Raw genomic sequence first — 26,370 nt, forward strand, 5'->3', positions numbered from 1 at the left:
AAATTTATGTACGGTTATTTCAAAAATAAATATATTTTCCAGCATGTTAACGACGTTTAAATGGGTTGTTTAGCAGGCTGAAATTAATAGGAGTCTTGCTGAGTGTTAAAACGTATTGTCATCACCATGATGTGTGTAGCAAGTTTGTCTGGTTGCGCGAGTTTTATCTCAGGTGGTACTGGTTCTTCACCAGTGGGAACAGATAGTGGTGTTCGATCTTTAGGACAAGTGTTTATTGATTCTTCTATTGAGCGAACTGCGAAAATCAACTTGTATAAGTTGGATGCTCGATTTAAGCAATCTCGTGTCAATATTAATAGTTTTCATAGCAATGTGTTACTGACAGGGCAAGTGCCAGATGCACATTTAAAACAGTTGGCAGAAGATAATCTACGAGCAATGAGCGATGTAAAAGCAGTCCATAATTACCTGACTGTAGGCAATCAAATCGGTTATAGCACCATCATGCAAGATGCATCAGTCACTGTGAATACTCGTGGTTTAGTGATGAAAGCGCCTGTGGTTTCAGACAATAAAGTCTTGATTCATACAGAAGACGGCGTGTTGTATGTTTTAGGTCGTTTAAACAATGCTGAAATTGCAGATTTAAATGATGTTTTACAAAAAGTTGGAAATGTGACTAAAATTGTGACCTTGATTGATAACATCGAACAAGCAAATAATTCAGTCCAAACTTCATCTTTCACAGCACCTGTGGTAAATAATGTACAGCAACAACCTGATGTACAGACACCTGTTGCGATTGATCCTAATGCTACAGAGCCAAACAATAATGTTATTCAACAATAGGTTAAAAGTTTTAAAAGTTAGATTTGGAAAGCAGTTTGAACACCTAAAATCTCAATTTAAATCGCACTATCAAGATTTTCGTTTATACGATTTAGGCAGTATTACCATTAATGGCTTGACCCCTAAAAAGGGTTATTCCATTCAGCATAATATTGCCTATGGCTTAAAGGCGAGACAACGTTTAGATCTATATATTTCTAATAAAAAGCAACAAAATGCGCTGATTCTTTTTGTTCATGGTGGGGCATGGAGTCATGGGGATAAAAGTGCTTATAAATTTGTAGGTGAGGCGTTTAGCCGTTTTGGCTATAACGTGGCAGTGCTGAACTATCATTTGGCACCTGAACATAAATTTCCAAGCTATATTGATGATCTTGCTGTTGCATTGAATTATTTGGAGCAACAACAAGCACGTTTTGGTATTTCAATGGATAAAATTGCCTTGATGGGGCATTCAGCAGGCGCATTTAATATTGCATCTTTGCTTTATCATCCTAAGCACTACCAACTGGCCATCAAACAAAATATTAAAGCTTTGATTGGAATCGCTGGACCTTATCATTTCGATTATAAAGGCGATGCTTTAGCCGAAAATGCCTTTGATCAAAGTATCCCTTATCAACAAGTAATGCCGTATTATTTTGTTGAAAAAAATGAGGTAAAGCATTATTTGTTCTTGGCAGAAAATGATCAGATTGTTAAAGCTAAAAACTCTTTAGATTTTAAACAGCAATTACTTGAACAAGGCAATCATTGTGAAATTTACACGATTCCTAAAACTGGGCATATTTCAATTATGGGCAGTGTTTCAAGTCTGTTTAGTCGATTTTATAAAACCCGACCTGAAATTATTAAGGTTTTAAATGAAGCAATGAAAAATGCCTAGCAATCGCTAGGCATTTTTCATTTAAACATGTCTCAATCAAGATCAGTCTTTATGCATTGGTCTATTGTGAATCACATGTTCAATCATGGCATGGGCGATACTGCCACTAAAAGGTGTTTCGGGTAACTGATCAAACTTAAAGAACTGAGCCTCACTAATTTCTTCTTCTTGCAAGACGATTTCACCAGATTCATATTCTGCCTTAAAGGCCAGCATAAGATTACTTGGAAAAGGCCAAGGTTGGCTTGATAAATATTGTACATTTTTGACATGTAGGCCAACTTCTTCCAATGTTTCTCTTTTAACCGCTTCTTCCAGTGTTTCACCGACTTCAACAAAACCCGCAATAAGACCATACATCTTGCTTTTATTCTTGGCATTTTTTGCCAATAGAATTTCGTTATCGCCACGAGTAATCACGGTGATAATACATGGTTGTACACGTGGGTATTGATGATAACGACAGCTAGGGCAGACCATAGCATATTCAGTGGGATGAACCTCGGTTTCGTGACCACAGTGGCTACAAAACTTATGATTTCTTCGCCACTCTAGCAACTGTACTGCACGACTGGCTTGTTCAAACTCAGATTTGGTCCATTGTGAAATCAATTGACGAATCGGGATCAGTTGATATCCCGCTGGAATTTGATCTTCGATAAAAAGATCTCGGGCAATAATCTGATCACCCGAGTTAAAGCTGATATCACTTGCTAACTTTTCAACTTTAGGCAGTTGTAAATTTTCATCCACTAAAAGTTGTTGATGGTGAAAGATATATGCAAGTGATAATTCTGACATTAGGCTACCGATTTTAAATTTTGACTACTTGTTAATGCTACATCAAACATGGCTTGTAAAACAGGTTGTTTATTTTGTAGATTTTCAATCATCATGTCTGCACTGGCTAAAACATCCAGCAGCTTATTGACTTGCGCAAGGTTAAACACATGTTCTTTGTTAAGACCCGTTTGAATAAACTCCGCAGAGAGTAGCAATGCTTTTTGACCATCTTTTGCTGCAAGGAACAATAGCGCACCACCAATTTCACTTAATTGTGATGGAAGTTGGTCTAAACTTGTGCTTTGAGGATCTTGTAAATATTGCACCAATGTTTGTGAGCTTAAATCAACCAGCGCTTTGGTCTCAGTCAATAATGCTGCATGTGCTTCATCTAGACGATCTAATGAAATCTGCAAGTTATTCACTTTTAACTGTAAACGACTCGATGTGTAATTACGCTCTAAGATACCAATCGAATTCATCGCTGATAAAATACTATTCATCAATTGTTGCGCATAATTTTCATCTTTGAGCATGTTGTCTTGAGACAGTAGGTCAGCCTGTTGTTTCAGTCCGCTATAGGCTTCATTAAGATTCAAGACTTTAAATACATGTGCAAGATCGGTCAGTTTGCTTTTCAATTCTTGCGTTTTTTCATCACTCATATTTTTGTAGTTAAACTCAATATCATTACGGATTTGCGACATTTCGTCCGTAATCAGTTGGCTCACACTATGAATGGTTTCAAAATCAGGGCCATATAAATGGCGGCTGAATATTTGTAATTGTGTGTCAGTCAGAATATCTTCGCCAACATTAATCTGTTCGCGGATGTGTTGTGATATTTCATCTTCTTGGCTGATACAAATACTTAGGATATTGGCTGTATCTAATAAAGATGGATTGAATCCACTTAGGTCTTTAAAGAATAAAGACATATTGGTTTCAATACTGATTAACGTTCTGAGGCGTGTGTCATTGAGAATGATGTTTTCAATGTGATTTAAAGCAACTGAAACCAAAGCCCAATATTGCTCACTTGCTTGGCCTTTGGCTGCATTTGCCAAATAAGACCCAACCAGTTTGATACCTTGTAAATCTAAATCTGTTTCTTGCTGTTTGAGCAGCTTGTGTAAGCACAATTTATACAGCTTATGTACAGACACTGAATGCTCTAACTCAGGTGATTGCGGCAAGTTAAAATTCGGTGTTACACAGTCGAGCAGTGGAATAATCGCTTGACCCTCTGGTGTCAGCTCTAGACCTAAAGAAAGTTCTAAGCGATTTAAAGTGTCGTGCAAAAATTGTGGTGCTCTGACTTCACGAAGGCAAATAAACTCAATATAGCGTTTGAGCATGGTGGTGCCTTCACTCAAAGCGATGACTTCTTGAGTATTGATCTCATGTGGGTTTTGCATCACTTTACGCATCACCGCTGCTGAGAGTTGCGCAATTTTAGCAACATGCGGCATATCAATCAGCATCAGCACATTTACACATTGTTCAAATTGAAGCAAAGCATCATCAATACCGAAGGGTAAAGTTTGGTCTTCAACTAAACTACTGACAGCAGATTCTACCTGTAAAATTGAATTATCGACTTCTTTTTTAATAATAAGTAATGCTGTCGGATCAAAATGTATAGAGGTTTGGTAAGACATTGATCTGCACCTATCCTGGGTATCTGAATGTTTTATTTCATAGCCTCAAAATGAGGCTAATTTTCTAAGTTTTAATATAGCCGAAGAAGACCATCTTTACAGAAAAAATAGCCATCAATTTCAAATTTTATTTTGCAAAAATGCAGGCTTCCCCATGTTTTTCTTGAAATTGTTTGACCCAGTTCTCATGTGCTTCTAATTCTTCATCTGAAGGCAAAATGATTGGGGCATTGATTTCAATTTTTTTCCGAGTTGTATTTCTTTGCGCCTGATCAGTATGTGCAGAAAGAGCATCCATGTCAAAGGATACTTGGCCGCCTGTCATGGCAAGATAAACATCAGATAAAATTTCAGCATCGAGTAAGGCACCATGGAAAGTACGATCTCGTTGCGGAATTTCATAACGGCGAACTAAGGCATCCAAAGAGTTCTTTTGTCCGGGATGTTTGCTTTTCGCCATCGCCAAGGTATCAGTCACTTCACATACTTCTGAGAGTGCCTGTAGACCACTGCGCTTGAACTCCATATCTAAGAAGTTCATATCGAAGCTTGCATTATGCGCAATAATTTCACTGCCTTTTAAGTAGTCAAATAAAACTTGCGCAATTTCACTATATTTTGGCTTATCTTTTAAAAATTCATCGGTAATACCATGGATGGCTTCTGAATCGCCAACTGGTTTTTCTGGATTTATATAGATATGAATCGAACTGCCAGTCAGTTTACGATTGACCATTTCAATTGCGCCAACTTCAACAATTCTGTCACTGTCCTGATAATAGAAACCGGTGGTCTCGGTATCCAGAATAAATTGTTTAGGGCCATGTAACTGGACCGTCGCAGGTGTAATCACAATTTGTGGATGAATATCTCGCATTGCGGGTTGGCTCATTGCTGGCTCATCATTTTCATTGATATCTTGGTTAGATGGTTCTTCCATCTCAATTTCATGAGCTGGCATGACATCCTGCTGAGGGCTAATTTCCGATTCTATCATTTCATCTGATTCAATCAGGTCAAATCCAAAGGGATCGTCAAGCAGCCAGTCTTTTTCATGTTTTTTTTTATCGTCAGCCACTGCCATAGGTTCAGTCAGTTTGGTTGGCGCAGTGGTGTTTTTTTTTGCGTCGAGAATTTGCTGTGTACCTAAATTCGCCAATTGATCTGCCATTTCATTGCCTGCATGTCCTGCATGTCCTTTAATCCAGTTCCATTCAATTTCGCGACCTTGGCAGGTTTGATCGAGTTTTTTCCAAAGATCTGGGTTTTTTACATCTTTCCAGTTTTTCTTTTTCCACCCTTCAATCCATTCGGTAATACCACGTTTTACATAGTTGGAATCGGTCCAAAGTACTAATTTTGCTTCGGTTGGGCAAAATGCGATCCCTTCAATGGCTGCGGTAAGTTCCATGCGATTATTGGTTGTATCAAGTTCACCACCACACAACTTATGTTCTTCTGTTTCAGTGATGATATAAGCGCCCCAGCCACCAGGACCTGGGTTGCCTTTACAAGCACCATCGACATAAAGTGTGATTGTTTGTGACATAGTAATAACCAATGAAAGTGAATTAAGAGTTGAACATCGTGGTTTAAGAATTTATTGTATACGCAAATCGGCGTTTTCTACGCATGAACTGAGATTTTTTTAATTTCTTGTAACATTTGTATGCAATTCGCATTCAAAATTTGCCTTGTAAGCGCGTTTAGCTCTACTAAAATGGCAATGATAAAATAATTTACTAAATGTTGTTCGGAACTCTTATGTTTAAACCTACCACAATGGTGTGGCAACCTACTGCGACTGTTTTCTTTAAATTATCCTTATTAACATCTGCATTCGCAGCATTAGGGTTGACTGCAGGGTGTTCTTCGACGTCGACAACATCAAAGGTTCAAACATCAAAGTCAGCAGGCATGTTAGATGCCAGCAGTCTGGATTCTCTAGAAGATCTACTTTCTGCAACTGATATACGCGCGGTAGAGGGCGATCGCCTACTGATTTTAAAACATGGTGACGTATGGAAGCGGATGTCAGTCGGTTTTAAAATGGATGAAAACCATTGGGATCCTCGTATCGATGCGCAACGGAGCTGGTTTGTTTCACGCCAACCTTATATTGACCGTCTAAGTGCACGTGCATCACGCTATCTTTACCATACCGTGAAAGAAGCTGAACGTCGTGGTTTACCTACTGAATTAGCACTGTTGCCGATTATTGAAAGTTCTTATGACCCAGCAGCAACCAGTAGTGCCGCCGCAGCTGGGATGTGGCAATTTATCCCAAGTACAGGGAAAATTTATGGTTTAAGACAAACCAGTTTATACGACGGGCGTCGTGATGTGGTTGAATCAACACGTGCCGCTTATGAGTTTTTAGGTAGTTTATACAATCAATTCGGTTCTTGGGAGTTGGCTTTGGCTGCCTATAACGCAGGCCCAGGGCGTATCCAGCAAGCAATTAATCGTAACCAAGCTGCGGGCTTACCAACAGACTATTGGTCATTGCGTTTACCGCAAGAGACCATGAACTATGTACCACGCTTTTTAGCTGTGGCGCAGATTATTAAAAGCCCATCTAAATATGGGGTGAGCTTACCACCGATTGCCAATCGTCCGCACTTTAGAGAAGTTGCAGTTCCACCAGGCGTACAACTCAATCAAATTGCTTCAATTACCAATTTAAGTCGTGCTGAGCTATATGCTTTAAACCCTGGTCATCGTGGTGAATTTGTTGATCCATCGAGTACCTTACGTATTTTGATTCCTGCGGATCTTAGTCCGACCATCGATGCAAAACTAAGAGCGTTAAAACCGGGTTCTGATAGCGGTTTATGGGCAAGCAATACTGCGCCAACTACAGCTACACGGACTTTAACGCCTACAGCAGTCACCTCGACAGTGACTCAATCGATTACTCCAAGTAAAGCGACGCCACCTGCTTTAACAACAGCAAAAACCACCACGACAACTGCAGGTTCATTGAGCACGCTCAAAAATACACCACAAGGCTCGGATGCATTAGCGCAATTTGCTGCCAATGCTGATATTCCAAGTGCGCCACGTATTCCTGTTGCTGTGACCAATGCAGCCAATGTGAAACCTGTTGCCGCAGAGCCGCCAATTTCTGCACATGAAAAAGCACAAATTCTTGCCGCAGTAAAAGCTGAAGGTGAAAAGGAAACGGTTAAACAAGTTTTAGAACCTCAAGCCACCCAAGCTGAAAAAGAAGAAGTGGTTAAAGAGATTAAGGCGATTGCACCACAAGGGACAGAAGTGCTGGATCCGTATGATGGTAAAATTAAGCTGACTGCAATTCAAACCAGTCAATCGGTTGCAGAGGTTCAAGGTAAAGAAAATACGGTTGGATTCTCATATCCTAAAGGTTTAGCAGACACCACACCTGCAAACTCGGAAGAAGCCAAACTGAATCAAGATAAGAACTTTAAGAAAACCGAAACTGAAGTTGTGGTTGAACCACCAAGAGGTAAACGCAGTACTTATACCGTTTTGGCAGGGGATACTTTAGCAACGATTGCTTTAAAGAATGGCGTAAATTGGCGCGATATTGCCAAATGGAACCAAGTTGATCCAAACGGAACTTTATTTGTTGGGGCGACTTTGTATTTATATGATGCCAAACCACAAATTGATACCCCTGTGGTTTCTCGCAAAACCACGGATTCAGTTCCAGCCAATTATGTGGTTAAACCAAATGACAGTTTAACCAGTGTGGCAAATCAGTTTGATTTATCTGTTTCACAATTGGCAAATTATAATAATCTGAATACCAACAGTAATTTATTTGTCGGTCAGAAATTAAAGCTTAAAGATGCTTCAGATGATAAATTATCTGAAATCAATAAAGCAGTGGTTCGCGCAGATACCTCTAAGCCTGTTGCAAAAATCAAGACCAAGGCTTATGCAGTTAAACGTGGCGAATATCTTAAAGTGATTGCCGATCGTTATGCTTTGTCTGTACATGAACTTGCTGATTTGACTCCAGGACTAGATACTTCAGGTAGCTTATTTGTGGGGCAAAAGATCAATGTGCCTCTCAATGAAGTTAATGAGCCTGAAGCTAAACTTGACTCTAAAGTGATTGATCAAAGTAAGTTTAAGAATGTAAAAGCTGAAACAAACTATAAAACTGAGAACTATAAAGTTCAAAGTGGCGACAGTTTATCCAGTATTGCAGTTCAGTCTAAATTAAGTTTGGCAGAATTAGCCGAGTTAAACAAAATTTCGACATCTAAAAACTTGCTTGTGGGTCAAATCATTAAGATCCCTGCTGGAACAACAACACCAGAAACCTATACTGTGCAATCTGGTGATAGCCTGATTGCGCTGGCAAATAAATATAATTTGCAAGTTAACCAAATTGCCGATTTAAATGGTTTAAAGAGTACATCTGGTTTGTTTGTTGGGCAGAAATTGAAGTTGACTGGCACGCCTGAAACCAGCAGTAAAGAGAAAGCACAAGCGAGAAATGAGTCGAAATCAGAAGGCGCCAGTAAAGATATCCATGTGGTCAAATCAGGTGAAACACTGGCAAGCGTTGCAAAAAAATATAAACTGCAATTGTCTTATTTAAGTGAGTTAAATGGTTTGTCGCGTAATCAGGCTTTGGATATTGGACAACGCTTAAAGCTTGATGGGGAATTACCCAGTAAATCCACGCTATCTAAAGAAAAAGAAGACCTAAAGGCGACTGCGAAAGCAAAAGCTTCGAGTAAGAATACTGAAAGCTATGCGGTGAAGTCTGGTGAGTCGTTAAATGCGATTGCAAATCGTGTTGGCATGTCAGTTCAAGAACTGGCTGAATTGAATGATCTGAGCCCACGTGCGGGTTTACAACGTGGACAATCTATTCGTATTCCTAAAATAGTGACTGAATACAAAGTGAAAAGCGGTGATTCATTGATTCGTTTAGCCAGCAAGTTTGGGATTGATACCAGTGCACTTGCTGAGATGAATGAATTAAAACCAAACGCGTCATTACGCATTGGCAGCATTATTAAAGTTCCGAATCTTTAAGCGCCATTTTATTGGAGTGACGTTTAAAGCTTAACATTTCAAAAACTTTTTTGAATAAAGGAAAATAGGGGAATGCGCCTAAGTTTTGCATGTGTCAGCCCGATCGGGCTGGCATTGGGATTATGTGTTGCAAGCTTAAATGTTGATGCTGCTCTACAGACAACAGCTTATATTGCTGTACATAATGCTCCACAGTATGACAAAGCTCAGGTGATGCCTTATGCCAATAGCAATGCACCCAAAGGTGGCTATATCAGTACAGCGAGTATAGGCACCTTTGATAATCTCAACAGTATGAATGGCAAAGGCAGTTCAACTGAAGGGATTAATTATCTGTTTGATAGCTTAATGGATAGCTCATTGGATGAACCGGGCGTGTTATATCCGCTTCTCGCTGAAAAAGTCACTTATGATCCTGTTAAAACCAAATTTGTTATTTTCCATTTAAATCCTAAAGCCCGTTTTAGTGATGGTTCACCCGTCACGGCTGAGGATGTTAAATTTAGTTTTGATATCATTCAAAGCAAAGCCAATCTGGGCTTTCAAATGTATTTGTCTGATTTAGCCAAGACTGAGGTATTGTCTAAATACCAAGTGAAAATGACATTTAAATCAGACCACAATGCAGATATGCCCTTTATTTTGGCAAAAATTGCGATTTATTCAAAAGCAGATTGGAAAAATAAAGACTATAGCAAAGTGACCTTGCAGCCGATTTTAGGATCGGGGCCTTATCTGATTGAACGTATTGATTCTGGGCGCAGTATTAGCTATAAGCGCAATCCAAATTATTGGGCAAAGGACTTAGCCATCAATCGTGGTCGTTATAACTTTGATCACATGAAATATGTTTATTATCGAAGCCCTGAAATCGCTTTTGAAGGGTTTAAATCTGGACAATATCGCTTTTATCAAGAAAAAAATGCCCGTAACTGGGTCACCGAATATAATTTTCCTGCGGTAAAACAAGGTTTGGTGAAAAAGTATATTTCTAAGATTGAAACACCAGCACTCACGCAAAGTTTGGTTTTTAATACCCGAAAGGCGCCATTCAATGATCTCAATTTTCGCCAAGCATTAACCTATGCTTATGATTTTGAATGGATCAATAAAGCATTGTTATATGGTCAAAATATTCGCTTGCAAAGCCACTTTCAAAACAGTGAGCTTGCTGCGACTGGAAAACCAAGCGCGAAAGAACTTGAAATTTTAACGCCTTATTTAAAGCAATTGCCCGCATTACAACGCCAAGGTGTATTGGCAGATTGGAAATACCCAGTTTCAGATGCCAGTGGTTTTAACCGACAGAATTTATTGATTGCACGTTCGATGCTATTAAAGGCGGGTTATCGTTTTCACAATGGACTATTGGTGGATAGACAAGGTCGTCCCATTCAAATTGAATTTCTGATTCATCAAGATGGCGTGCTACGGACTTTGTTGCCATATATTCGTAATTTAAAAAAACTTGGGATTCTGGCAAATATTCGTCAAGTCGATTTACCGCAATATACAGAGCGTATGCGCCGTTTAGATTTTCAGATGACTGCTATCGATATGCCGCAATCATTAACACCAGGTGCTGAACAGGCACAGATGTGGGGCAGTAAAGCTGCCGATGAAGTGGGCAATTACAATTATGCAGGTGTTAAAAGTCCAGTGGTCGATCAGCTGATTCAACAGATTATTTATGCACCGAACCGTGAACAATTGGTGCTTCGTACCCGAGCACTGGATCGGGTATTACGTGCAGGCTATTATCAAATTCTGACTTATGGCAATGATAAAAACTGGTATGCTTATTGGAATATGTATCAGCAACCCAAAGTTAAACCAAAATTATCCCTCGGTTTAGAGTATTGGTGGGCAGATGCAGATCAAGCGAAAAAAGTAGAGCAATATTTAAAAAAATGAGCATTTTAAAATCATAATTTCAAATCTTCATGGTTAAAACATCAGTGGCTCAACGTAAGTGATGTTTAAATTGACATATCTACCCTCATGAGGTCATAAGGAACATCGTTTCAATGGGCACATATATACTCAAAAGGCTGTTACTGATCATCCCGACATTGTTCTTTGTTCTCTTGATCAATTTTGTTGTGGTTCAAGTTGCACCTGGTGGGCCTGTTGAACAAGCGATTCAACAAGCGGAAAACTTCCAAGGGGTCAATATGACTGCTGGAGGGCTATCATCTTCGGTAAATAACCATGAGTATCGTGGTGCACAGGGTTTAAGCGAAGATATGGTCGATAAAATCAAACAGCAGTATGGCTTTGATCGACCTGCACATGAACGATTCTGGTTGATGTTAAAAAACTATTTAGCTTTAGATTTTGGCACGAGTTTTTTTAAAGATAAACCGGTGACTGAGCTGTTATGGGAAAAAATGCCAGTCACCATTTCCTTGGGTGCGTGGAGCACTTTTTTAATTTATTTAATCTCAATTCCTTTAGGGATTAAAAAAGCCAAGCAGCATGGCTTATTTTTTGATAAATCAACCTCATTACTTTTGGCTGTGGGCTATGCCGTTCCCGCTTTTGTATTTGCAATATTGTTGATCGTATTTTTTGCTGGTGGTTCTTATTTACAATGGTTTCCGTTACAAGGCTTTGTTTCAGACAACTTTCACAGTCTCAATCTATTTGAAAAAATAGCAGATTATTTTTGGCACATGGCTTTACCTTTGTTGGCCATGGTGTTGGGCGGATTTGCAAGTTTAACCTATCTGACAAAATATTCATTTATGGAAGAACTCAATAAGCAGTATGTGCTTGCAGCACGAGCAAAAGGCTTAACTGAAAATGATGTGTTATATAAACACGTGTTTCGCAATGCATTGTTGGTGATTGTTGCCGGCTTGCCTGAAGTATTGGTTGGGGTGTTCTTTGTTGGAAATCTGCTGATTGAAATTATTTTTAACTTGGATGGCTTAGGCTTGCTGGGTTTTGAAGCCGTGCAACAGCGTGATTATCCGGTGATTTTTGGTGCTTTGTTTTTTCTGACCTTATTTGGGCTGATTTTACGTTTAATCTGTGATGTGGCTTATCGTGTGATTGATCCTCGAATTGATTTTGAATCGAGAGGTGCAAAATAATGTCATCGATCATGCAAGCACGAATACAGAAATTTAAGAAAAATCGCTTAGGTTTTGTCTGTTTCATCGTATTTATTGTTTTATTTATTCTTTCAATTTCTGCCGAATTTATTGCCAATGATAAGCCCTTATTGGTCAAATACGACAAGCATTATTACATGCCAGTTTTAAAGGCTTATCCTGAAACACATTTTGGTGGGGTCTTTGAAACAGAAGCCGATTATCGTGATCCGGTGGTTCAGCAGTTGATTGATGAAAAAGGCTGGTCGATTTGGCCACTGGTTCGTTATTCCTACCAAACTCCCAATTTAGATTTAGCCGTTCCTGTTCCATCACCACCCACCGCACAAAACTGGTTAGGTACAGATGATCAAGGGCGTGATGTATTTACCCGTATTCTTTATGGTCTACGCATATCACTGTTGTTTGGTTTGGCATTGACACTATTTGCTGCATTTATTGGAGTTATTGTTGGGGCGATACAGGGCTATTATGGCGGATGGGTGGATTTAATTGGGCAACGTCTGCTTGAAGTTTGGGGTGGTTTGCCGACTTTATTTATGGTGATCATCTTGGTCAGTATATTTACCCCGAGTGTCTATTGGCTATTTCTGATTATGTTGATTTTTGGCTGGACAGAGTTGGTCGGTATAGTGCGTGCTGAATTTCTTCGCGCCCGTCATTTAGATTATGTTCAAGCAGCACGTGCCTTAGGGGTGAGTGACTTGGTGATTATGTTCCGACATATCTTGCCCAATGTGATCAGTTCAAGTTTATCTCAACTTCCATTTATGCTGACTGCAAATATCACCGCACTTACTGCATTGGATTTTTTAGGTTATGGGCTTCCACCAGATGCAGCCTCCCTCGGTGAATTGTTATTACAAGGTAAAAATAATTTAAATGCGCCGTGGCTGGCTTTGTCAGGATTTTTTACTTTGGCCTTGGTGCTATCTTTATTGATTTATATTGGGGAGGCGACACGCGATGCATTCGATCCAAGACGTCAAAAATGATCAATCTTTGTTGTTGTCTGTCCAACATCTGCATATTGAAAATCAGCGTAAAGAGGTGCTGGTCAATAATCTTAACTTTGACTTGCATGTCGGGGAAACTGTTGCGATTGTCGGGGAGAGTGGTTCAGGCAAATCAATCAGTGGTTTGGCGCTGCTTGGCTTGCTTCCTGAAAATTTAACTGTGACTGGGCAAGCGTTATATGATGAGCAAAATCTATTGTCTCTTAATCAAAATGCGCAGTTGGCGATCCGTGGTAAAAAAATTGCCATGATTTTTCAAGAACCAATGACTGCACTCAACCCGCTACACAAGGTTGAGCGGATTATTGGTGAGACTTTACTTTTAGACGGGATGTCCAAGGAAAAAGTCAGAAAACGTGTCTATGACTTATTGTGTGATGTCGGAATGGACGAACCTGAGGATAAGTTGAATCGTTATCCACATGAGTTATCGGGTGGTCAGCGACAACGTGTTTTGATTGCATCTGTTTTGGCACAAAAGCCTGAAATTATTATCGCGGATGAGCCGACAACAGCTTTAGATGTCACATTACAATCGCAAGTTTTAAACTTATTACAACTGCTTATTTTAAACCATAAAATGGCCATGATTTTGGTTAGTCATGATTTGAATTTGGTACGTAAATATGCCAATCAAGTGATTGTGATGAATCAGGGGCAGGTTGAAGAAAAAGGCACAGTTCGAAATATTTTTCAAAACCCTAAAGCCAGCTATACCCAATATTTATTGGATCATGATTTTGGTGAAGCCAACGCTTTACCGCATAAACGTAATTTAGTTTTATCTCTACATCGTGTTGGGGTGAAATTTCCAATAAGAAAGGGCATATTTAATCGAGTTAAAGATTATTTTGTTGCCGTTCAACCGCTCAATTTACGTTTAGATCGCGCTGAGTCCATCGGCATTGTCGGAGAAAGCGGTTCAGGTAAAACCTCTTTGGCGTTGGCAATCGCACGACTGATACAGTGCTCGGGCAATGTCTTCCTACTCAATCAAGACTTGAACCGATTAAGCCAGCGTAAATTACGCCCATTGCGATCCAATTTTCAAATTGTATTCCAAGATCCGTTAAGCAGTTTAAATCCACGTATGACTGTCGACCAGATTATTCGAGAGGGCTTGGTACTACAACATCTAAAAGAAGCTGAAATGCTGATTCGTATCAATGAAATTTTAGATAAAGTAGAGCTCCCAATAACAGTTAAACAGCGTTATCCGCATGAATTGTCTGGTGGTCAACGGCAACGTGTGGCTTTAGCACGTGCAGTGGTATTGCGCCCTAAATTACTGATTCTCGATGAACCAACTTCAGCTCTTGATCGGACTACACAACGTGCGATTGTAAAATTACTGCGCCAGTTGCAACAGGATTATCAAATGAGTTATTTGTTTATTAGTCATGATTTACAGGTTGTAAAAGCACTTTGTCAGAAAGTTTTGGTATTAAAAGATGCTAAAGTTATCGAGTTTCAAGACACTCAAGCCTTATTTGATAAACCTTTAAATGACTATACCAAGCGATTAATTGCAGCGAGTCAGTATTAACGCTGTATAGATGGTTGTGGTTCAAAAAATATTCACATTAACAAAGTTGACAAAACGCATTGTCAGATTTACGCTTGAACTATTATAAATTTAAATTAGAGTAAAAGCTCTAATCACTAAAGAGATTTGACCATGAGCCATCTTGCACAAGCATTAGAAATAAAAACCACGAGATTTAAAAACCGAATCATTAAAGGTGCAATGAGTGAAGCATTGGCCAATCATGCAGGGCAACCGAACCAATTGCATTTAGGTTTATATGATGCTTGGGGGAAAGGCGGCTTGGGTTGTGCCATTACTGGGAATGTAATGGTGGATTTCCGTGCGAAGAATGAGCCGGGTGTTGTTGTCGTTGAAACTGAGCGTGATCTTGCCAAACTGACTGAATGGGCAAATGTGGGTAAAAAGCACGGGATGGTACAACTGATTCAGTTATCACATCCAGGTCGCCAGTGTCCAAAAGGACTCAATAAAGAAACAGTTGCACCTTCAGCAGTGCCTTTTAGTCCAATGTTGGCAACGACATTTGGTACGCCACGTGCACTCAATGAAGCAGAAATTTTAGATATCATTCAACGATTTGCTGAAGCTGCGCGGATCTGTGAAAAAGCAGGTTTTGAAGGTGTACAGTTACATGGTGCACATGGTTATTTAATCAGTCAATTTCTTTCACCATTGACCAATAAACGTCAAGATCAATGGGGCGGTTCGATTGAAAACCGTATGCGTTTCTTATTAGAAATTTATGCTGCAGTGCGTGCTAAAACCTCAGAAAACTTTATTATTTCAGTCAAACTGAACTCTGCAGATTTCCAGCGTGGTGGAATCACAGAAGAAGAAGTGGTTCAAGTATTTAAAGCCATTGATACAGCAGGGATCGATTTGATCGAAATTTCTGGTGGTACCTATGAAGCACCAGCAATGGCAGGCGCAAAAGCGGATAAACGTAAGCAAAGTACGATTGCACGTGAAGCATATTTCTTAGATTTTGCAGAAAAAATTCGTAAAGAAGTCAAATGTCATCTTATGGTGACAGGTGGTTTCCGTACAGCACAAGGTATGAATGCGGCTTTAGACAGTGGTGCGTGTGAATTTATTGGGATTGCACGTCCTCTTGCGGTAGAACCTGAAGTCAGCAACAACTTGATTGCAGGTCAGGACGTTCGATATGCAGTAGAGCAGATCAAAACGGGTATTCCTTTTGTTGATAAAATGGCGATCATGGAAATCCTGTGGTATGCCGCTCAGTTTAAAGCAATTGGTGAAGGGAAGAAGCCAAATCCTAAGCTTTCTCCACTCAAGGTTTTCTTTAATTATGCAAAAAATAATATCAAAGCGGTGATTCAAGGACGAGTAAACTCGCGAAAATCAGCTTAAGGTCATCGAGTATTGATCATTAAAAAGACCATTGTGAAATGGTCTTTTTAATGTGTGAACTTTTTTATTTAAAAAGATAAAGACTGAATAGTGAATTTTAAAAAAGCTACCATAAGTACGATTGTCTGGCAGCTTTTATTGACCGTTTTGAATCAATAGCACTGAGATTCAGCTCAAACGTTTAGGTCGTGAAATTCAGTTCAAATTAATGCGCACAAAAAGCCATATTAAAATATTCAAATAATTCAGGCGTGTTCAACCACAGTATACTTGACAGCCCGAACAGAACAACAATAACCAACCAGATACTAAGCTTGAACCACGAGAATGAGTTAGTCATTAACCACAGCCTCTTCATTGACAAAGAAATGCACAATAACGCCGACTACACACAAGGCAATTGAGCATCCCCAAATGATGTTGTAGTTACCCGTTATATCATGATTTAAACCGCCTAGCCATCCACCAAAAAATGAACCGATTTGGTGAGTGAAAAACACTAGACCGCTTAGCATGGTTAAGTATTTTACACCAAACATATTGGCTACAATGCCATTGGTTAGAGGTACAGTCGAAAGCCATAAGATCCCCATAACGATACCAAAGGCGTAAACAGTCCAAATACTCAATGGCAGCATCAGAAATGCAACAATCGCAACGCCACGTAAACCATATAAACCCATAAGTAGATGCGGTTTAGAATACTTACCACCAAGCCAACCTGCGGTATAGGTTCCGATAATATTAAATAGACCAACCAATGCGAGAAAGATCGTTCCAGTAGAGGCATCAAAACCATGATCAATCAAATAACCTGGCAGGTGAATGCCTAAAAAAACCACTTGGAACCCACACACTGAAAAACCAAAGGCCAACCATAAAAAAGGTTTATGCTGAAAGGCAATTTTAAGAATCTGTTTAAAGCTTAAATTGGGTTTTATCGCTTGTTTAATTGCATTTGGTGGTACATACATAGGTGCTTTAAGCATCCATGCCAATGGAACAATCAACAAGATCAGCATTGCTGTAATGACCAGCGCAGATGACCAGCCGAAGTTCTTAATGAGAAGCAGGGTGGTTGGCAACATAATGAATTGCCCAAATGAACCTGCTGCACTGGCAATACCCATTGCCATACTACGCTTGCTTGGATGCGCTGCTCGTCCTACGGCTGAAAGTAATACCGAGAATGATGTTGCAGAGAGGGCTAAGCCGATAATTAAGCCAACACTGATATCCAGTAACAGCACATTTGAACTGATAGACATTAACAATAGGCCAATGGTGTAGAGCACCCCGCCTATCGCAACAATCGTCTTACTCCCATATCTGTCTGCAAGCGCACCAGTAAAAGGTTGTACTGCGCCCCAGAATAGATTTTGTATGGCAATGGCTAAACTAAAAACCTGATGACTCCAACCAAACTCATGGCTCATGGGCACAAGATAAAGCCCAAAACCGTGACGTACACCTAAAGAGAGTGCCAAGATAAAAGCACTTCCAATAAGCATATAAATGAGTGGTTTAGAGAAACGCGTGTCGTCCTGTTGTACTGACATAAGCTATCCATTGAATCATCATATGAGAATTGTAGATGATTCAATGTGACTTAGCGATAGAATAAAAATTTATCAATCGATAAATTTTAGTGATCAATCAACACATTTTAATGAAAATAAATTTAGCTTTTAGAAACGATAACCCACACCAACATAAGTAATCAGAGGATCAATATCAATTTTGGTTTTGGCTGTGACAAGTTGTTTGTTGGTGTTTGAGTCTGAAATGGTAATGGTCGCATCACTACTCATTGGTGCATAAGTGACAGAGCCTACTCCAAACCAGCGATCATTAAAATCATAGGTTGCACCCAGTGTTGCCATAGGTGCCCAAGCATCATCTGCTTCTACTTTAACTACAGGATTTGCAGATGATTTTTTGCCATCTAATGCTGCTCCAGCCTGTCCATCTAATACGTTCTGGATCATGTGACCTGCTGCAATCAGATCGTCTTTTACGCCATTATCGACTTTTAGGTGAGTAAAATGTGCATACATGACACCGACACCAACATAAGGCCGAAGTTTATTTACACCAGATTTACCAAATTGATAATGTAGTTCCGCCGCTGGCAACCATGCAGTTGCAGATGCTGCTTTTGAATGTTTTGTTAAATCAGTAATTGCAATATCTTTTTTCAAGTCAATACTGCCAAGTGGTGTAGAATCTTTACCGGTCAATGGTGCATAGATTTGGCCTTTGCCTTCTATCTCAACTTTAGGCGGAACACCTGCTTTAAACTCTAATGAAAGATTATCAGTGAAGTAGTAATTTCCCATCAGACCAAAAGTATCAACATCTTTTGCTGTTAGACCAGTGCCTTCAGAGGTCCAACTGGATAGACCATTGACTGTGGCTGTGCCTGTTAAAGCGCCAGGAATCGTGTCACCCAAAAGGCCGATTGCGCCATAAAGAAAAGGATTGGATTCTTTAACTGCTGCGTCTAAAACTGCTTTTTTAGAAATATCACCTACTTTAGATTGTGTTCCTTCTGCAACGGCAGTATTCACTTTGATAGGATTAGCGTTACCCTGTGGCATTGCATGTAGCCAACCTGCTGAAACAGAAAAGCGTTTAAATCCATCACCATCTTTCAGACTAAAATAAGGTGAATCTGCATGCGCCATCATCGGTAAAGTCATGCATGAGGTCATAATGCAAAGTAATGATTTTTTCATAGGTTTGGACTCCATGTCCGTAATTGATACTAATTTTTATGCGTTTTTATTATTAGAAGTTTTTGCTGTTAATTAATGTAGTCTTTACAAAGGCTTTTTTTAAGTGAATGTTCTTTTTTTAATGTTTTATTTATCATAAGTTTATAAATGTAATACAACTGTAATCATGTTGTCATGATATTACATGCTAAAAATAGGCCATGATCTCGGTTAAAAGTAACCTTAAAACATTGACTTGGCCGACAAAGAAAAACTTAAGCCATAACAAAAGGCCATATGAATATGACCTTTTGTTAAGCAGCAATAAGTCATTTTAGTCAATGACTTTCGTTATTTTTGAAAACGAGATAGATCTTCTTCAGGGCGTGCGGTTAAAACTTCTACACCGTCTTTGGTCACCAGCAGGGTATGTTCATATTGAGCTGAAAGACTATGGTCTTTGGTTACCACCGTCCATTTATCACCCATTAAACGTGTTTGCCAAACACCCGCGTTGACCATTGGTTCAATGGTAAAGGTCATACCTTCTTCCAAAACCATGCCTGAATTAGGTTGACCATAGTGAAGGACTTGTGGCTCATCATGGAATACTGTACCAATACCATGACCACAATATTCACGCACCACACTAAAGCGTTCTGATTCAACATATTTTTGAATCGCTGCGCCAATATCACCAATGGTTGAGCCCGGTTTCACCGTTTCCATACCACGGTACATTGCTTCTTGAGCAACTTTACATAAACGTTCAGCAATAATCGATGTTTCACCACCAACCACATACATCATATTGGTATCGCCGTGATAACCATCTTTAATCACAGTCACGTCAATATTGAGAATATCGCCTTTCTTTAAAATTTTACTTGCAGATGGAATACCGTGACATACCACATGATTTACAGAGGTACAAATCACATGTTGGAATGCAGGGCGACCAGGTGCAGCGCCATAACCTAAACATGCAGGTATAGCGTCTTGTTTGTTGACAATATAGTCATGACAAATCGTATCCAATTCAAGTGTACTGACACCTGGTTTGATATGCGGTTTGATCATATCCAAAACTTCTGCAGCCAATCGACCTGCAACACGCATCTTTTCAATTTCATCTGCGGTTTTGATTAATCGACGTGGTGCTTCGTAAGTACTGTTCATGATCTTTAAAAACTTTTGGAAATTTGTATGTGACTATGGTATAAATAGCCGCCCAATTTATCAAATGCTTTCTGTGACTTTCTTTGTGAATGGTTTATGGAAATATTGATAAGGGTAATTTAAAAATCCGCACATATGTCGTCACATTACTCTGGGTGCCTGAAAGGGTGGAGAATGCGGACATATGGAGGCCTAACCCAAACTTTTAAGGTAAAGAAAATGGCAGATTACAACGTAAGCATGCGCGACCTTCTTCAAGCTGGCGCGCACTTTGGTCACCAAACTCGCTTCTGGAACCCAAAAATGCGTCAATACATTTTTGGTGCGCGTAACCGTATTCACATCATCAACCTTGAACATACTGTTCCTGCGTTAAATGATGCTTTGAATTTTGTTAACAATCTAGCAAGCAAAAAGAACAAAGTATTGTTCGTTGGTACAAAACGTGCTGCTTCTAACATCATTCGTGAACAAGCTCAACGCGCTGGTCAGCCTTATGTTGATCACCGTTGGTTGGGTGGTATGTTGACTAACTGGAAAACTCTTCGTCAGTCAATCAACCGTTTGAAAGATCTTCAAACTCAATCACAAGATGGTACTTTTGCTAAACTTACTAAACGTGAAGCATTAGAACGCGCTCGTGAAATGGAAAAACTTGAACGCTCTTTAGGCGGTGTTAAGAACATGGGTGGTTTACCTGACGCATTGTTCATCATCGACGTTGATCACGAAGCAATCGCGATTAAAGAAGCTAAAAACCTTGGTATTCCAGTAATCGGTATCGTTGATACAAACTCTAACCCAGATAACGTAGATTTCGTTATTCCGGGTAATGACGATGCGATCCGTGCTGTTACACTTTATGCTTCTGCAATGGCTGATGCAATTCTTGCTGGTAAAGAATACGCTCAAACTCAAGCGAATGCTCAAGCTAAAGGCGAAGAAGCTGCGAAAGAAGCTCCTGAGGCTTAATGCGTTTTGACGCAAGCTTGTCATTTTTGTGATTTAAAATGATGACAAATTGAGCGTCGAGAAAGCAAAGCGGCCCAGAGGAACCTTTGGGCCGTTTTTGTTGAACAGATTCATATTCTACCGTATTTAGGAGAACAACATGACTGCAGTTACTGCGAGCATGGTAAAAGAATTACGTGACCGTACTGGTCTTGCAATGATGGAATGCAAAAAAGCATTAACAGAAGCAGACGGTGACATCGAATTAGCGATTGATAATCTTCGTAAATCAGGTCAAGCAAAAGCAGCTAAAAAAGCTGGTAACATTGCTGCTGATGGCGCGATCACAATTGCTCAAGAAGGTAACAAAGCAATTCTTTTAGAAGTAAACTGTCAAACTGACTTCGTTGCGAAAGACGAAAACTTTGCTGGTTTCTCTGCTAAAGTTGCTGCTGCTGCACTTGCTGCTGGTGTAACTGATGCTGCTCAAATTGCTGAATTGAAACTTGAAGATGGTTCAACTGTTGAAGAAGCTCGTATTGCGCTTGTTCAAAAAATCGGTGAAAACATTCAAGTTCGTCGTGCTGCAATTGTTGAAGGTGAAAACCTTGCAGTTTACAAACACGGTTTAAAAATCGGTGTTGTTGTTTCTTACACAGGTTCTGCTGAAACTGGTAAAGGTATTGCAATGCACGTTGCTGCGTTCAACCCAGTTGCTGTAACTGCTGAAGATGTTTCTGCTGATCTTATCGCGAAAGAGAAAGAAATTGCAGAAGCTAAAGCGATTGAATCTGGTAAGCCAGCGAACATCGTTGAAAAAATGGTGACTGGTTCAGTTGAAAAATACTTGAACGAAGTTGTTCTTGAGCGTCAACAATACGTAATCGACAACGACAAAAAAGTTGCTGAAGTATTGAAAGCGACTGCAACAACTGTAGCTCAATTCGTTCGCTTCGAAGTGGGTGAAGGTATTGAGAAGAAAGCTGAAATGAGCTTTGCAGAAGAAGTTGCTGCTGCTCAAGCGGCTGCTAAATAATTTTTACTCACTGAGTATAATTATTGAAAACCCCTCTTTAGAGGGGTTTTTTTGTCTGTAATTTAATTGAAGTAGATTTAGAAGTATTAATTCATACATATCTAAAAGATTATTCTTTTATAATTCCACAATGAACATTGATTAGACTCAAACTTTATGGCAAATAAAACACAACTTGGTATTGGTGCTGTAATTGCAGTGATCGTCGCAGCTTATCTGGGTGTTGATCTTAATCAACAAAAAAATCAAACAACTGAACCCTCTAAAGTTGAATCGATCGATCAGCAAAACAATCATTTACAAGACAATACACAGCATGTGGATGAGCAGGGTAAAGATAACCAATTTAACGATAAGCCGTCTGCCAATAGTCAAAATCAAAATGGCCTTGAGGTTATTCGAAAAGCCTATGATGCAAAACTCAGTAATGTTCAAGTACAATCCATCGGTCGAGTAAAAGCCGTGTTGCGTGATGATAATGAAGGTTCGCGCCATCAAAAATTTATTCTTGCACTGGATAATGGCTTAACTGTATTGGTTGCACATAATATTGATTTAGCTCCCCGTATCGATAATTTACGCAAAGGTGATACTGTCGAATTTTTTGGCGAATATGAATATAGCAATCAAGGTGGTGTAATGCATTGGACACACCATGATCCAAAGCGTCGTCATCAAGATGGTTGGCTAAAACATAATGGAAAAACCTATCAGTAATCTATTGGTTATTTTCTTAGGTGCACAAAAGATTAGGTCTTGTTTAAATGTATAGATAGCAATTTTGTTCTATACGCTTTTTATAAACATGCTATTTTTAAATTATTATCAAAAGTCTGAATAGAAAAAATGCAGGAGTGGGCAAGCTACTTTCACCTAAAAGAATTGGGTGGATTAGAATTGTTAAAAGCACAGTATCACCATAAGCAATTTTCAAAGCATGTGCATGAAGGTTATTGTATTGGTGTGATTGAAGATGGTGCACAGAGTTTTTATAGGACTGGGCAGTTACATACAGCACCGAAGGGTGACATTATATTAGTCAATGCTGATGAAATTCATACAGGTTCATCTGCTGTCGAGTCAGGCTGGAAATATCGTGCAATTTATCCAACGCCAGAAATGTTGTTAGATGCAGGGCAAGATTTTTTTAGTGTTAAAAATAGCGTACCGTGGTTCCCACAAGCAGTTGTGCAAGATGTTGGATTGGCACAGCAACTCTGTTTACTTTTTGATTTATTAGAACAAAAAGAAAATACTTTACTGAAAGAGAGTATGTATTTATCCACTTTAGCCCGCTTAATCAGTCGCTATGGTCGTGCCAAATTAACACCTGCTGAATTACCAGAAGCACAACGGAAAGTTGAAATAGTTAAAGATTTATTAAGCAGCTTCCCTGAGCATGATTATTCGCTCACTGATTTGGCGACATATGTAGGATTAAGCCCTTGGCATTTTTTACGTGAATTTAAAAAATATACGGGCTTACCACCGCATAGTTGGTTGGTTCAGGTCCGTTTACAGAAAGCGCGCCAATTATTAAAACAAGGTCAGAGTATTGCAATGACTGCCCAAAATAGTGGTTTTTCAGATCAAAGTCATTTTAATCGACATTTTAAAAAAGCAGTCGGGGTTACGCCTTCTCAATATTTAAGTACCTTAAATATTTAATAAATGTATTCGGAAATAACCATTTAAACGCTCACAGCCCCTCACCAAATAGCAATTTCATCCAAGCGATCACTGAGCATTTATAAGATACTGATTAAATTCTTAGATTTGGATTTTGCAAATGAGTGATCAATTTGAATCTTACACTGCCGAGATTGAGCCGAAGTCTAATCAAAATAAAAAGGCTTTTTTCCAGGGTGTGGTCGATATTTTACCTTTATCTATCGCCGTACTGCCTTGGGGTATTCTGGCTGGCTCAATGGCAATCAATGCTGGATTAAGCTTTGCACAAGCATTCTCAATGTCCGCTGTTGTATTTGCAGGTGCAGCACAGTTGGTGAGTTTAGGTTTAGTCATGTCACATGCATCTGCCTTGACGATTATGATTACGGTATTTTTCTTAACCAGTCAGCATTTAATTTATGCGCTTAATTTTCGTCAAGATGTCAGTCGCTTTCCGTTTAAGCAACGCATATTAATTGGCTTCTTGCTGACAGATGAGCTGTTTGCTGTCGGCATTGGCAAAGATAAACAGCGCAGCTTTGCTTATTTGTTTGGTGCTGGGCTGTGTTTTTATTTGGCTTGGTGCCTATTTAGTGTGTTAGGAATTGTACTGGCTAAATCAATTCCAAATTTAGAAAGCTTACATTTAGATTTTTCAATTGTTGCGGTATTTATTTTGATTATTGTGCCTATGGTGAAAAATAGCGCAACTTTGGTAGGCGTCATGTGTACCTTGCTATCTGCCTGTATTTTTAAATATTTTCAATTTGAAGGGGGCATTGTGCTATCCGGGATTTTGGGGATGTTTAGTGCGATGTGTACGGCAAAGATCGTCGGAGTAAAAAATATAGGCGTAGTAAAATGACATGGACTTTATTGTTAACTTTGGCAGCCATTATCTTGATTAACCGCTACTTTTTCTTAGAACCTAAAATCGCCCTGAAATTACCTCGTGTGATTGGAAATATGTTGAAGTATTCAGCGCCATGTTTGCTGACTGCAATTTGTGCACCAATTGTATTTTTTAATGGAGACCAATTCCGTGCATTGCCTTTGGATGCCTATTTTTTAACAGCAATGATCTGTGTTGTTTTGGCGCTTATTTCTAAGAAAATTCTAGTCAATTTAGCTTTAAGTTTATTGTGCTTTTACGGGTTATTTTATCTGTTAAATTGAAAAAAATGGAGGGAAAAGCCGAATTGGATTTTCCCTCTGGTTTATTTGCGCTAAAAAGCCAGTTTCTGGCGTGTTTTCCATTTGGGTAGTACTTTACCAAGATAGGCATCCATACACCATACAGGGCCAATGAGGAGGAATTGAAGGTCTTTAAAGAAAGAAGGCTTTTTACCCTCGACTTTGTGACCATAAAATTGACCAATCCAAGCCAAAATAAACACCCCAATATAGAAACCAACACCAACAGGAAGTAAGTAAATGATCCATGCCATGACTGCAATTAATGCGGTCATTGCTACAGCAAGAACAATATCTAAACGGGCATAGAAAACGAGGGTAAGAACCAGAAGTAGTGCCGTAAGCAAAGCACTAAAATGAGCAAGAATCCCAATGATGGCAAATAAAATCGCGGGAACACAAGCCCAATGGATGGCTTTATTGGTTTTGTTTTGATGGCTTTCGCTATATTCATCGAACCATTCGGTGATTGTTTTCATTTGGCGCTCCATGCATGTGGTTGGCTATATTTATTTTTGCTGAAAACAATATAAATCAGAATAATGTTTTGGTCAAAATAGCGGCTTTAAATAAAACTAAGTGCTGGTCAGGGGGATTTCAATGTGTGGCCTGATAGAAATTTAAAATATCACGTGCCCAAGTTTGATGTTCTGGTTTTAGTGTAACTTTGATTTCCTGAAAATTGGTGACATTGTTGCCATCACTTTCATCGGCATAATAGGCGATCCCATGTGTTTTGTTGGGATAGTTGGGAATTTGATAGCTAAAATAGACTTTATTTTTATTGGCTTTGACGATTTTTAACAGGTGGTTTTTATCTTCAATGGCACCAAATTCATTGTCTAAACTGAGCTTTTTGACATTGGGGAAATATAAACTTGCGCTATGCATGGCACAGCCAACACACGCGGAAGAATTATAAATGGTGATGGCTTCATCTTTTTTACGGCTTGCCAGCACAGCATATGCAACGCCAGAAGGTCCCATATCCGTGCTGATCACTTGCCATGATAGGGGGACAAGTACAGGACCAATACCCGGCAGTAAAATGATTTTAAAGTTTTTTGCTTGAGTCGCAGATATCTTATAACGGAACTGACATTTTACTTGCTGGGTATTGTTGATCTTACAGACGGCATCATCTTTGTAGAATCCTGTATCGTTAAAAGGATTAGGAATTGCTGCAATATAGGTATCCACTGTTACATTATTGCTGAGTGTGGCTGCGGGAAGTTTTTCAAGTTGGTGTTGTGGGTGAGGTGCTTGGTTGGTTTTTAGATCAGGAAAAGTGGCTTTGAAAATCGCGATATCTCCATAAGCAAAACCACTTAGGCCCAATAGTATGATTAAAAATTTCGAATTAAGCATGTCCTATCCCGACTAGTCC

General features: G+C 39.4%; 22 protein-coding genes. 14 read left to right on the forward strand and 8 right to left on the reverse strand.

Features of this window, described 5'->3' with window-relative positions; genetic code table 11:
• Positions 1–102 precede the first annotated feature (102 nt).
• Together M2R48_RS06250 and M2R48_RS06255 are read left to right on the forward strand one after the other, a co-directional pair.
• Complete coding sequence (locus M2R48_RS06250) at positions 103–810, forward strand: BON domain-containing protein (RefSeq protein WP_004819975.1); 708 nt, start codon at positions 103–105, stop codon at positions 808–810.
• Complete coding sequence (locus M2R48_RS06255) at positions 794–1,696, forward strand: alpha/beta hydrolase (RefSeq protein WP_034614258.1); 903 nt, start codon at positions 794–796, stop codon at positions 1,694–1,696. The genes M2R48_RS06250 and M2R48_RS06255 overlap by 17 nt, the downstream gene beginning before the upstream one ends.
• Before the next feature lie 42 nt (positions 1,697–1,738).
• Here M2R48_RS06255 and nudC read toward each other — a convergent pair whose 3' ends face one another.
• The 3 genes from nudC to dnaQ form a co-directional block, all read right to left on the reverse strand.
• Positions 1,739–2,497 (reverse strand): NAD(+) diphosphatase, encoded by a 759-nt coding sequence (nudC, locus tag M2R48_RS06260; RefSeq protein WP_034614261.1) that lies wholly within the window; start codon positions 2,495–2,497, stop codon positions 1,739–1,741.
• A complete protein-coding gene (locus M2R48_RS06265) occupies positions 2,497–4,140 on the reverse strand; it encodes a chemotaxis protein (RefSeq protein ID WP_262085454.1) in 1,644 nt (547 codons plus the stop codon). The genes nudC and M2R48_RS06265 overlap by 1 nt, the downstream gene beginning before the upstream one ends.
• 127 nt (positions 4,141–4,267) lie before the next feature.
• Positions 4,268–5,689: a DNA polymerase III subunit epsilon gene (gene dnaQ / locus M2R48_RS06270; RefSeq protein ID WP_262085455.1), complete on the reverse strand. Its 1,422-nt coding sequence runs from the start codon at positions 5,687–5,689 to the stop codon at positions 4,268–4,270.
• A 215-nt stretch (positions 5,690–5,904) separates the two neighbouring features.
• Between dnaQ and M2R48_RS06275 the strand changes: the two genes are divergently transcribed.
• The 6 genes from M2R48_RS06275 (at position 5,905) to M2R48_RS06300 (ending at position 16,235) form a co-directional block, all read left to right on the forward strand.
• Positions 5,905–9,177, forward strand: a complete 3,273-nt coding sequence (locus tag M2R48_RS06275) for a LysM peptidoglycan-binding domain-containing protein (protein WP_262085456.1) — start codon at positions 5,905–5,907, stop codon at positions 9,175–9,177.
• 72 nt (positions 9,178–9,249) lie between these two features.
• Positions 9,250–11,091: an extracellular solute-binding protein gene (locus M2R48_RS06280; protein WP_262085457.1), complete on the forward strand. Its 1,842-nt coding sequence runs from the start codon at positions 9,250–9,252 to the stop codon at positions 11,089–11,091.
• A gap of 113 nt (positions 11,092–11,204) precedes the next feature.
• Positions 11,205–12,275 carry a microcin C ABC transporter permease YejB gene (locus tag M2R48_RS06285; protein WP_262085458.1) on the forward strand — a complete coding sequence of 357 codons (1,071 nt, stop codon included), beginning with the start codon at positions 11,205–11,207 and terminating at the stop codon, positions 12,273–12,275.
• Entirely contained in the window at positions 12,275–13,291 is a 1,017-nt protein-coding gene (locus M2R48_RS06290; RefSeq protein ID WP_262085459.1) for an ABC transporter permease, read from the forward strand. The genes M2R48_RS06285 and M2R48_RS06290 overlap by 1 nt, the downstream gene beginning before the upstream one ends.
• Positions 13,263–14,858: a dipeptide ABC transporter ATP-binding protein gene (locus tag M2R48_RS06295; protein WP_262085460.1), complete on the forward strand. Its 1,596-nt coding sequence runs from the start codon at positions 13,263–13,265 to the stop codon at positions 14,856–14,858. Before M2R48_RS06290 ends, M2R48_RS06295 begins: the two co-directional genes overlap by 29 nt.
• A 132-nt stretch (positions 14,859–14,990) precedes the next feature.
• On the forward strand, positions 14,991–16,235 hold the full coding sequence (locus tag M2R48_RS06300; protein ID WP_262085461.1) for an NADH:flavin oxidoreductase/NADH oxidase family protein: 1,245 nt from the start codon (positions 14,991–14,993) through the stop codon (positions 16,233–16,235).
• Positions 16,236–16,567: 332 nt separating this feature from the next.
• On the opposite strand, the gene M2R48_RS06305 is transcribed toward M2R48_RS06300, so the two are convergent.
• From M2R48_RS06305 to map, 3 genes are all read right to left on the reverse strand, one after another.
• Positions 16,568–17,794, reverse strand: a complete 1,227-nt coding sequence (locus M2R48_RS06305; RefSeq protein ID WP_262085462.1) for an MFS transporter — start codon at positions 17,792–17,794, stop codon at positions 16,568–16,570.
• A gap of 129 nt (positions 17,795–17,923) precedes the next feature.
• Positions 17,924–18,973 (reverse strand): OmpW family outer membrane protein, encoded by a 1,050-nt coding sequence (locus M2R48_RS06310; protein ID WP_004722031.1) that lies wholly within the window; start codon positions 18,971–18,973, stop codon positions 17,924–17,926.
• 330 nt (positions 18,974–19,303) lie between these two features.
• Entirely contained in the window at positions 19,304–20,131 is an 828-nt protein-coding gene (gene map, locus M2R48_RS06315; protein ID WP_004722029.1) for a type I methionyl aminopeptidase, read from the reverse strand.
• 219 nt (positions 20,132–20,350) lie between these two features.
• Between map and rpsB the strand changes: the two genes are divergently transcribed.
• The 6 genes from rpsB to M2R48_RS06345 all read left to right on the forward strand — a co-directional run bounded on the left by rpsB (position 20,351) and on the right by M2R48_RS06345 (position 24,965).
• On the forward strand, positions 20,351–21,103 hold the full coding sequence (rpsB, locus tag M2R48_RS06320; protein ID WP_004722027.1) for a 30S ribosomal protein S2: 753 nt from the start codon (positions 20,351–20,353) through the stop codon (positions 21,101–21,103).
• Positions 21,104–21,242: 139 nt separating this feature from the next.
• A complete protein-coding gene (gene tsf / locus M2R48_RS06325; RefSeq protein WP_004722025.1) occupies positions 21,243–22,118 on the forward strand; it encodes a translation elongation factor Ts in 876 nt (291 codons plus the stop codon).
• 156 nt (positions 22,119–22,274) lie between these two features.
• Positions 22,275–22,835: a DUF3465 domain-containing protein gene (locus tag M2R48_RS06330; RefSeq protein ID WP_262085463.1), complete on the forward strand. Its 561-nt coding sequence runs from the start codon at positions 22,275–22,277 to the stop codon at positions 22,833–22,835.
• A 129-nt stretch (positions 22,836–22,964) separates the two neighbouring features.
• Positions 22,965–23,786 carry an AraC family transcriptional regulator gene (locus M2R48_RS06335; protein WP_004722023.1) on the forward strand — a complete coding sequence of 274 codons (822 nt, stop codon included), beginning with the start codon at positions 22,965–22,967 and terminating at the stop codon, positions 23,784–23,786.
• A 121-nt stretch (positions 23,787–23,907) separates the two neighbouring features.
• Positions 23,908–24,654 carry an AzlC family ABC transporter permease gene (locus M2R48_RS06340; protein WP_262085464.1) on the forward strand — a complete coding sequence of 249 codons (747 nt, stop codon included), beginning with the start codon at positions 23,908–23,910 and terminating at the stop codon, positions 24,652–24,654.
• Positions 24,651–24,965 (forward strand): AzlD domain-containing protein, encoded by a 315-nt coding sequence (locus tag M2R48_RS06345; protein ID WP_262085465.1) that lies wholly within the window; start codon positions 24,651–24,653, stop codon positions 24,963–24,965. The genes M2R48_RS06340 and M2R48_RS06345 overlap by 4 nt, the downstream gene beginning before the upstream one ends.
• A 50-nt stretch (positions 24,966–25,015) precedes the next feature.
• On the opposite strand, the gene M2R48_RS06350 is transcribed toward M2R48_RS06345, so the two are convergent.
• On the reverse strand, positions 25,016–25,462 hold the full coding sequence (locus tag M2R48_RS06350) for a DUF962 domain-containing protein (protein WP_004722016.1): 447 nt from the start codon (positions 25,460–25,462) through the stop codon (positions 25,016–25,018).
• A 118-nt stretch (positions 25,463–25,580) separates the two neighbouring features.
• Positions 25,581–26,351: a DUF4850 domain-containing protein gene (locus M2R48_RS06355; RefSeq protein WP_262085466.1), complete on the reverse strand. Its 771-nt coding sequence runs from the start codon at positions 26,349–26,351 to the stop codon at positions 25,581–25,583.
• Between the last annotated feature and the right edge of the window lie 19 nt (positions 26,352–26,370).

The sequence above is a fragment of the Acinetobacter sp. I-MWF genome (assembly GCF_025433935.1).
GTDB lineage: Bacteria > Pseudomonadota > Gammaproteobacteria > Pseudomonadales > Moraxellaceae > Acinetobacter > Acinetobacter guillouiae.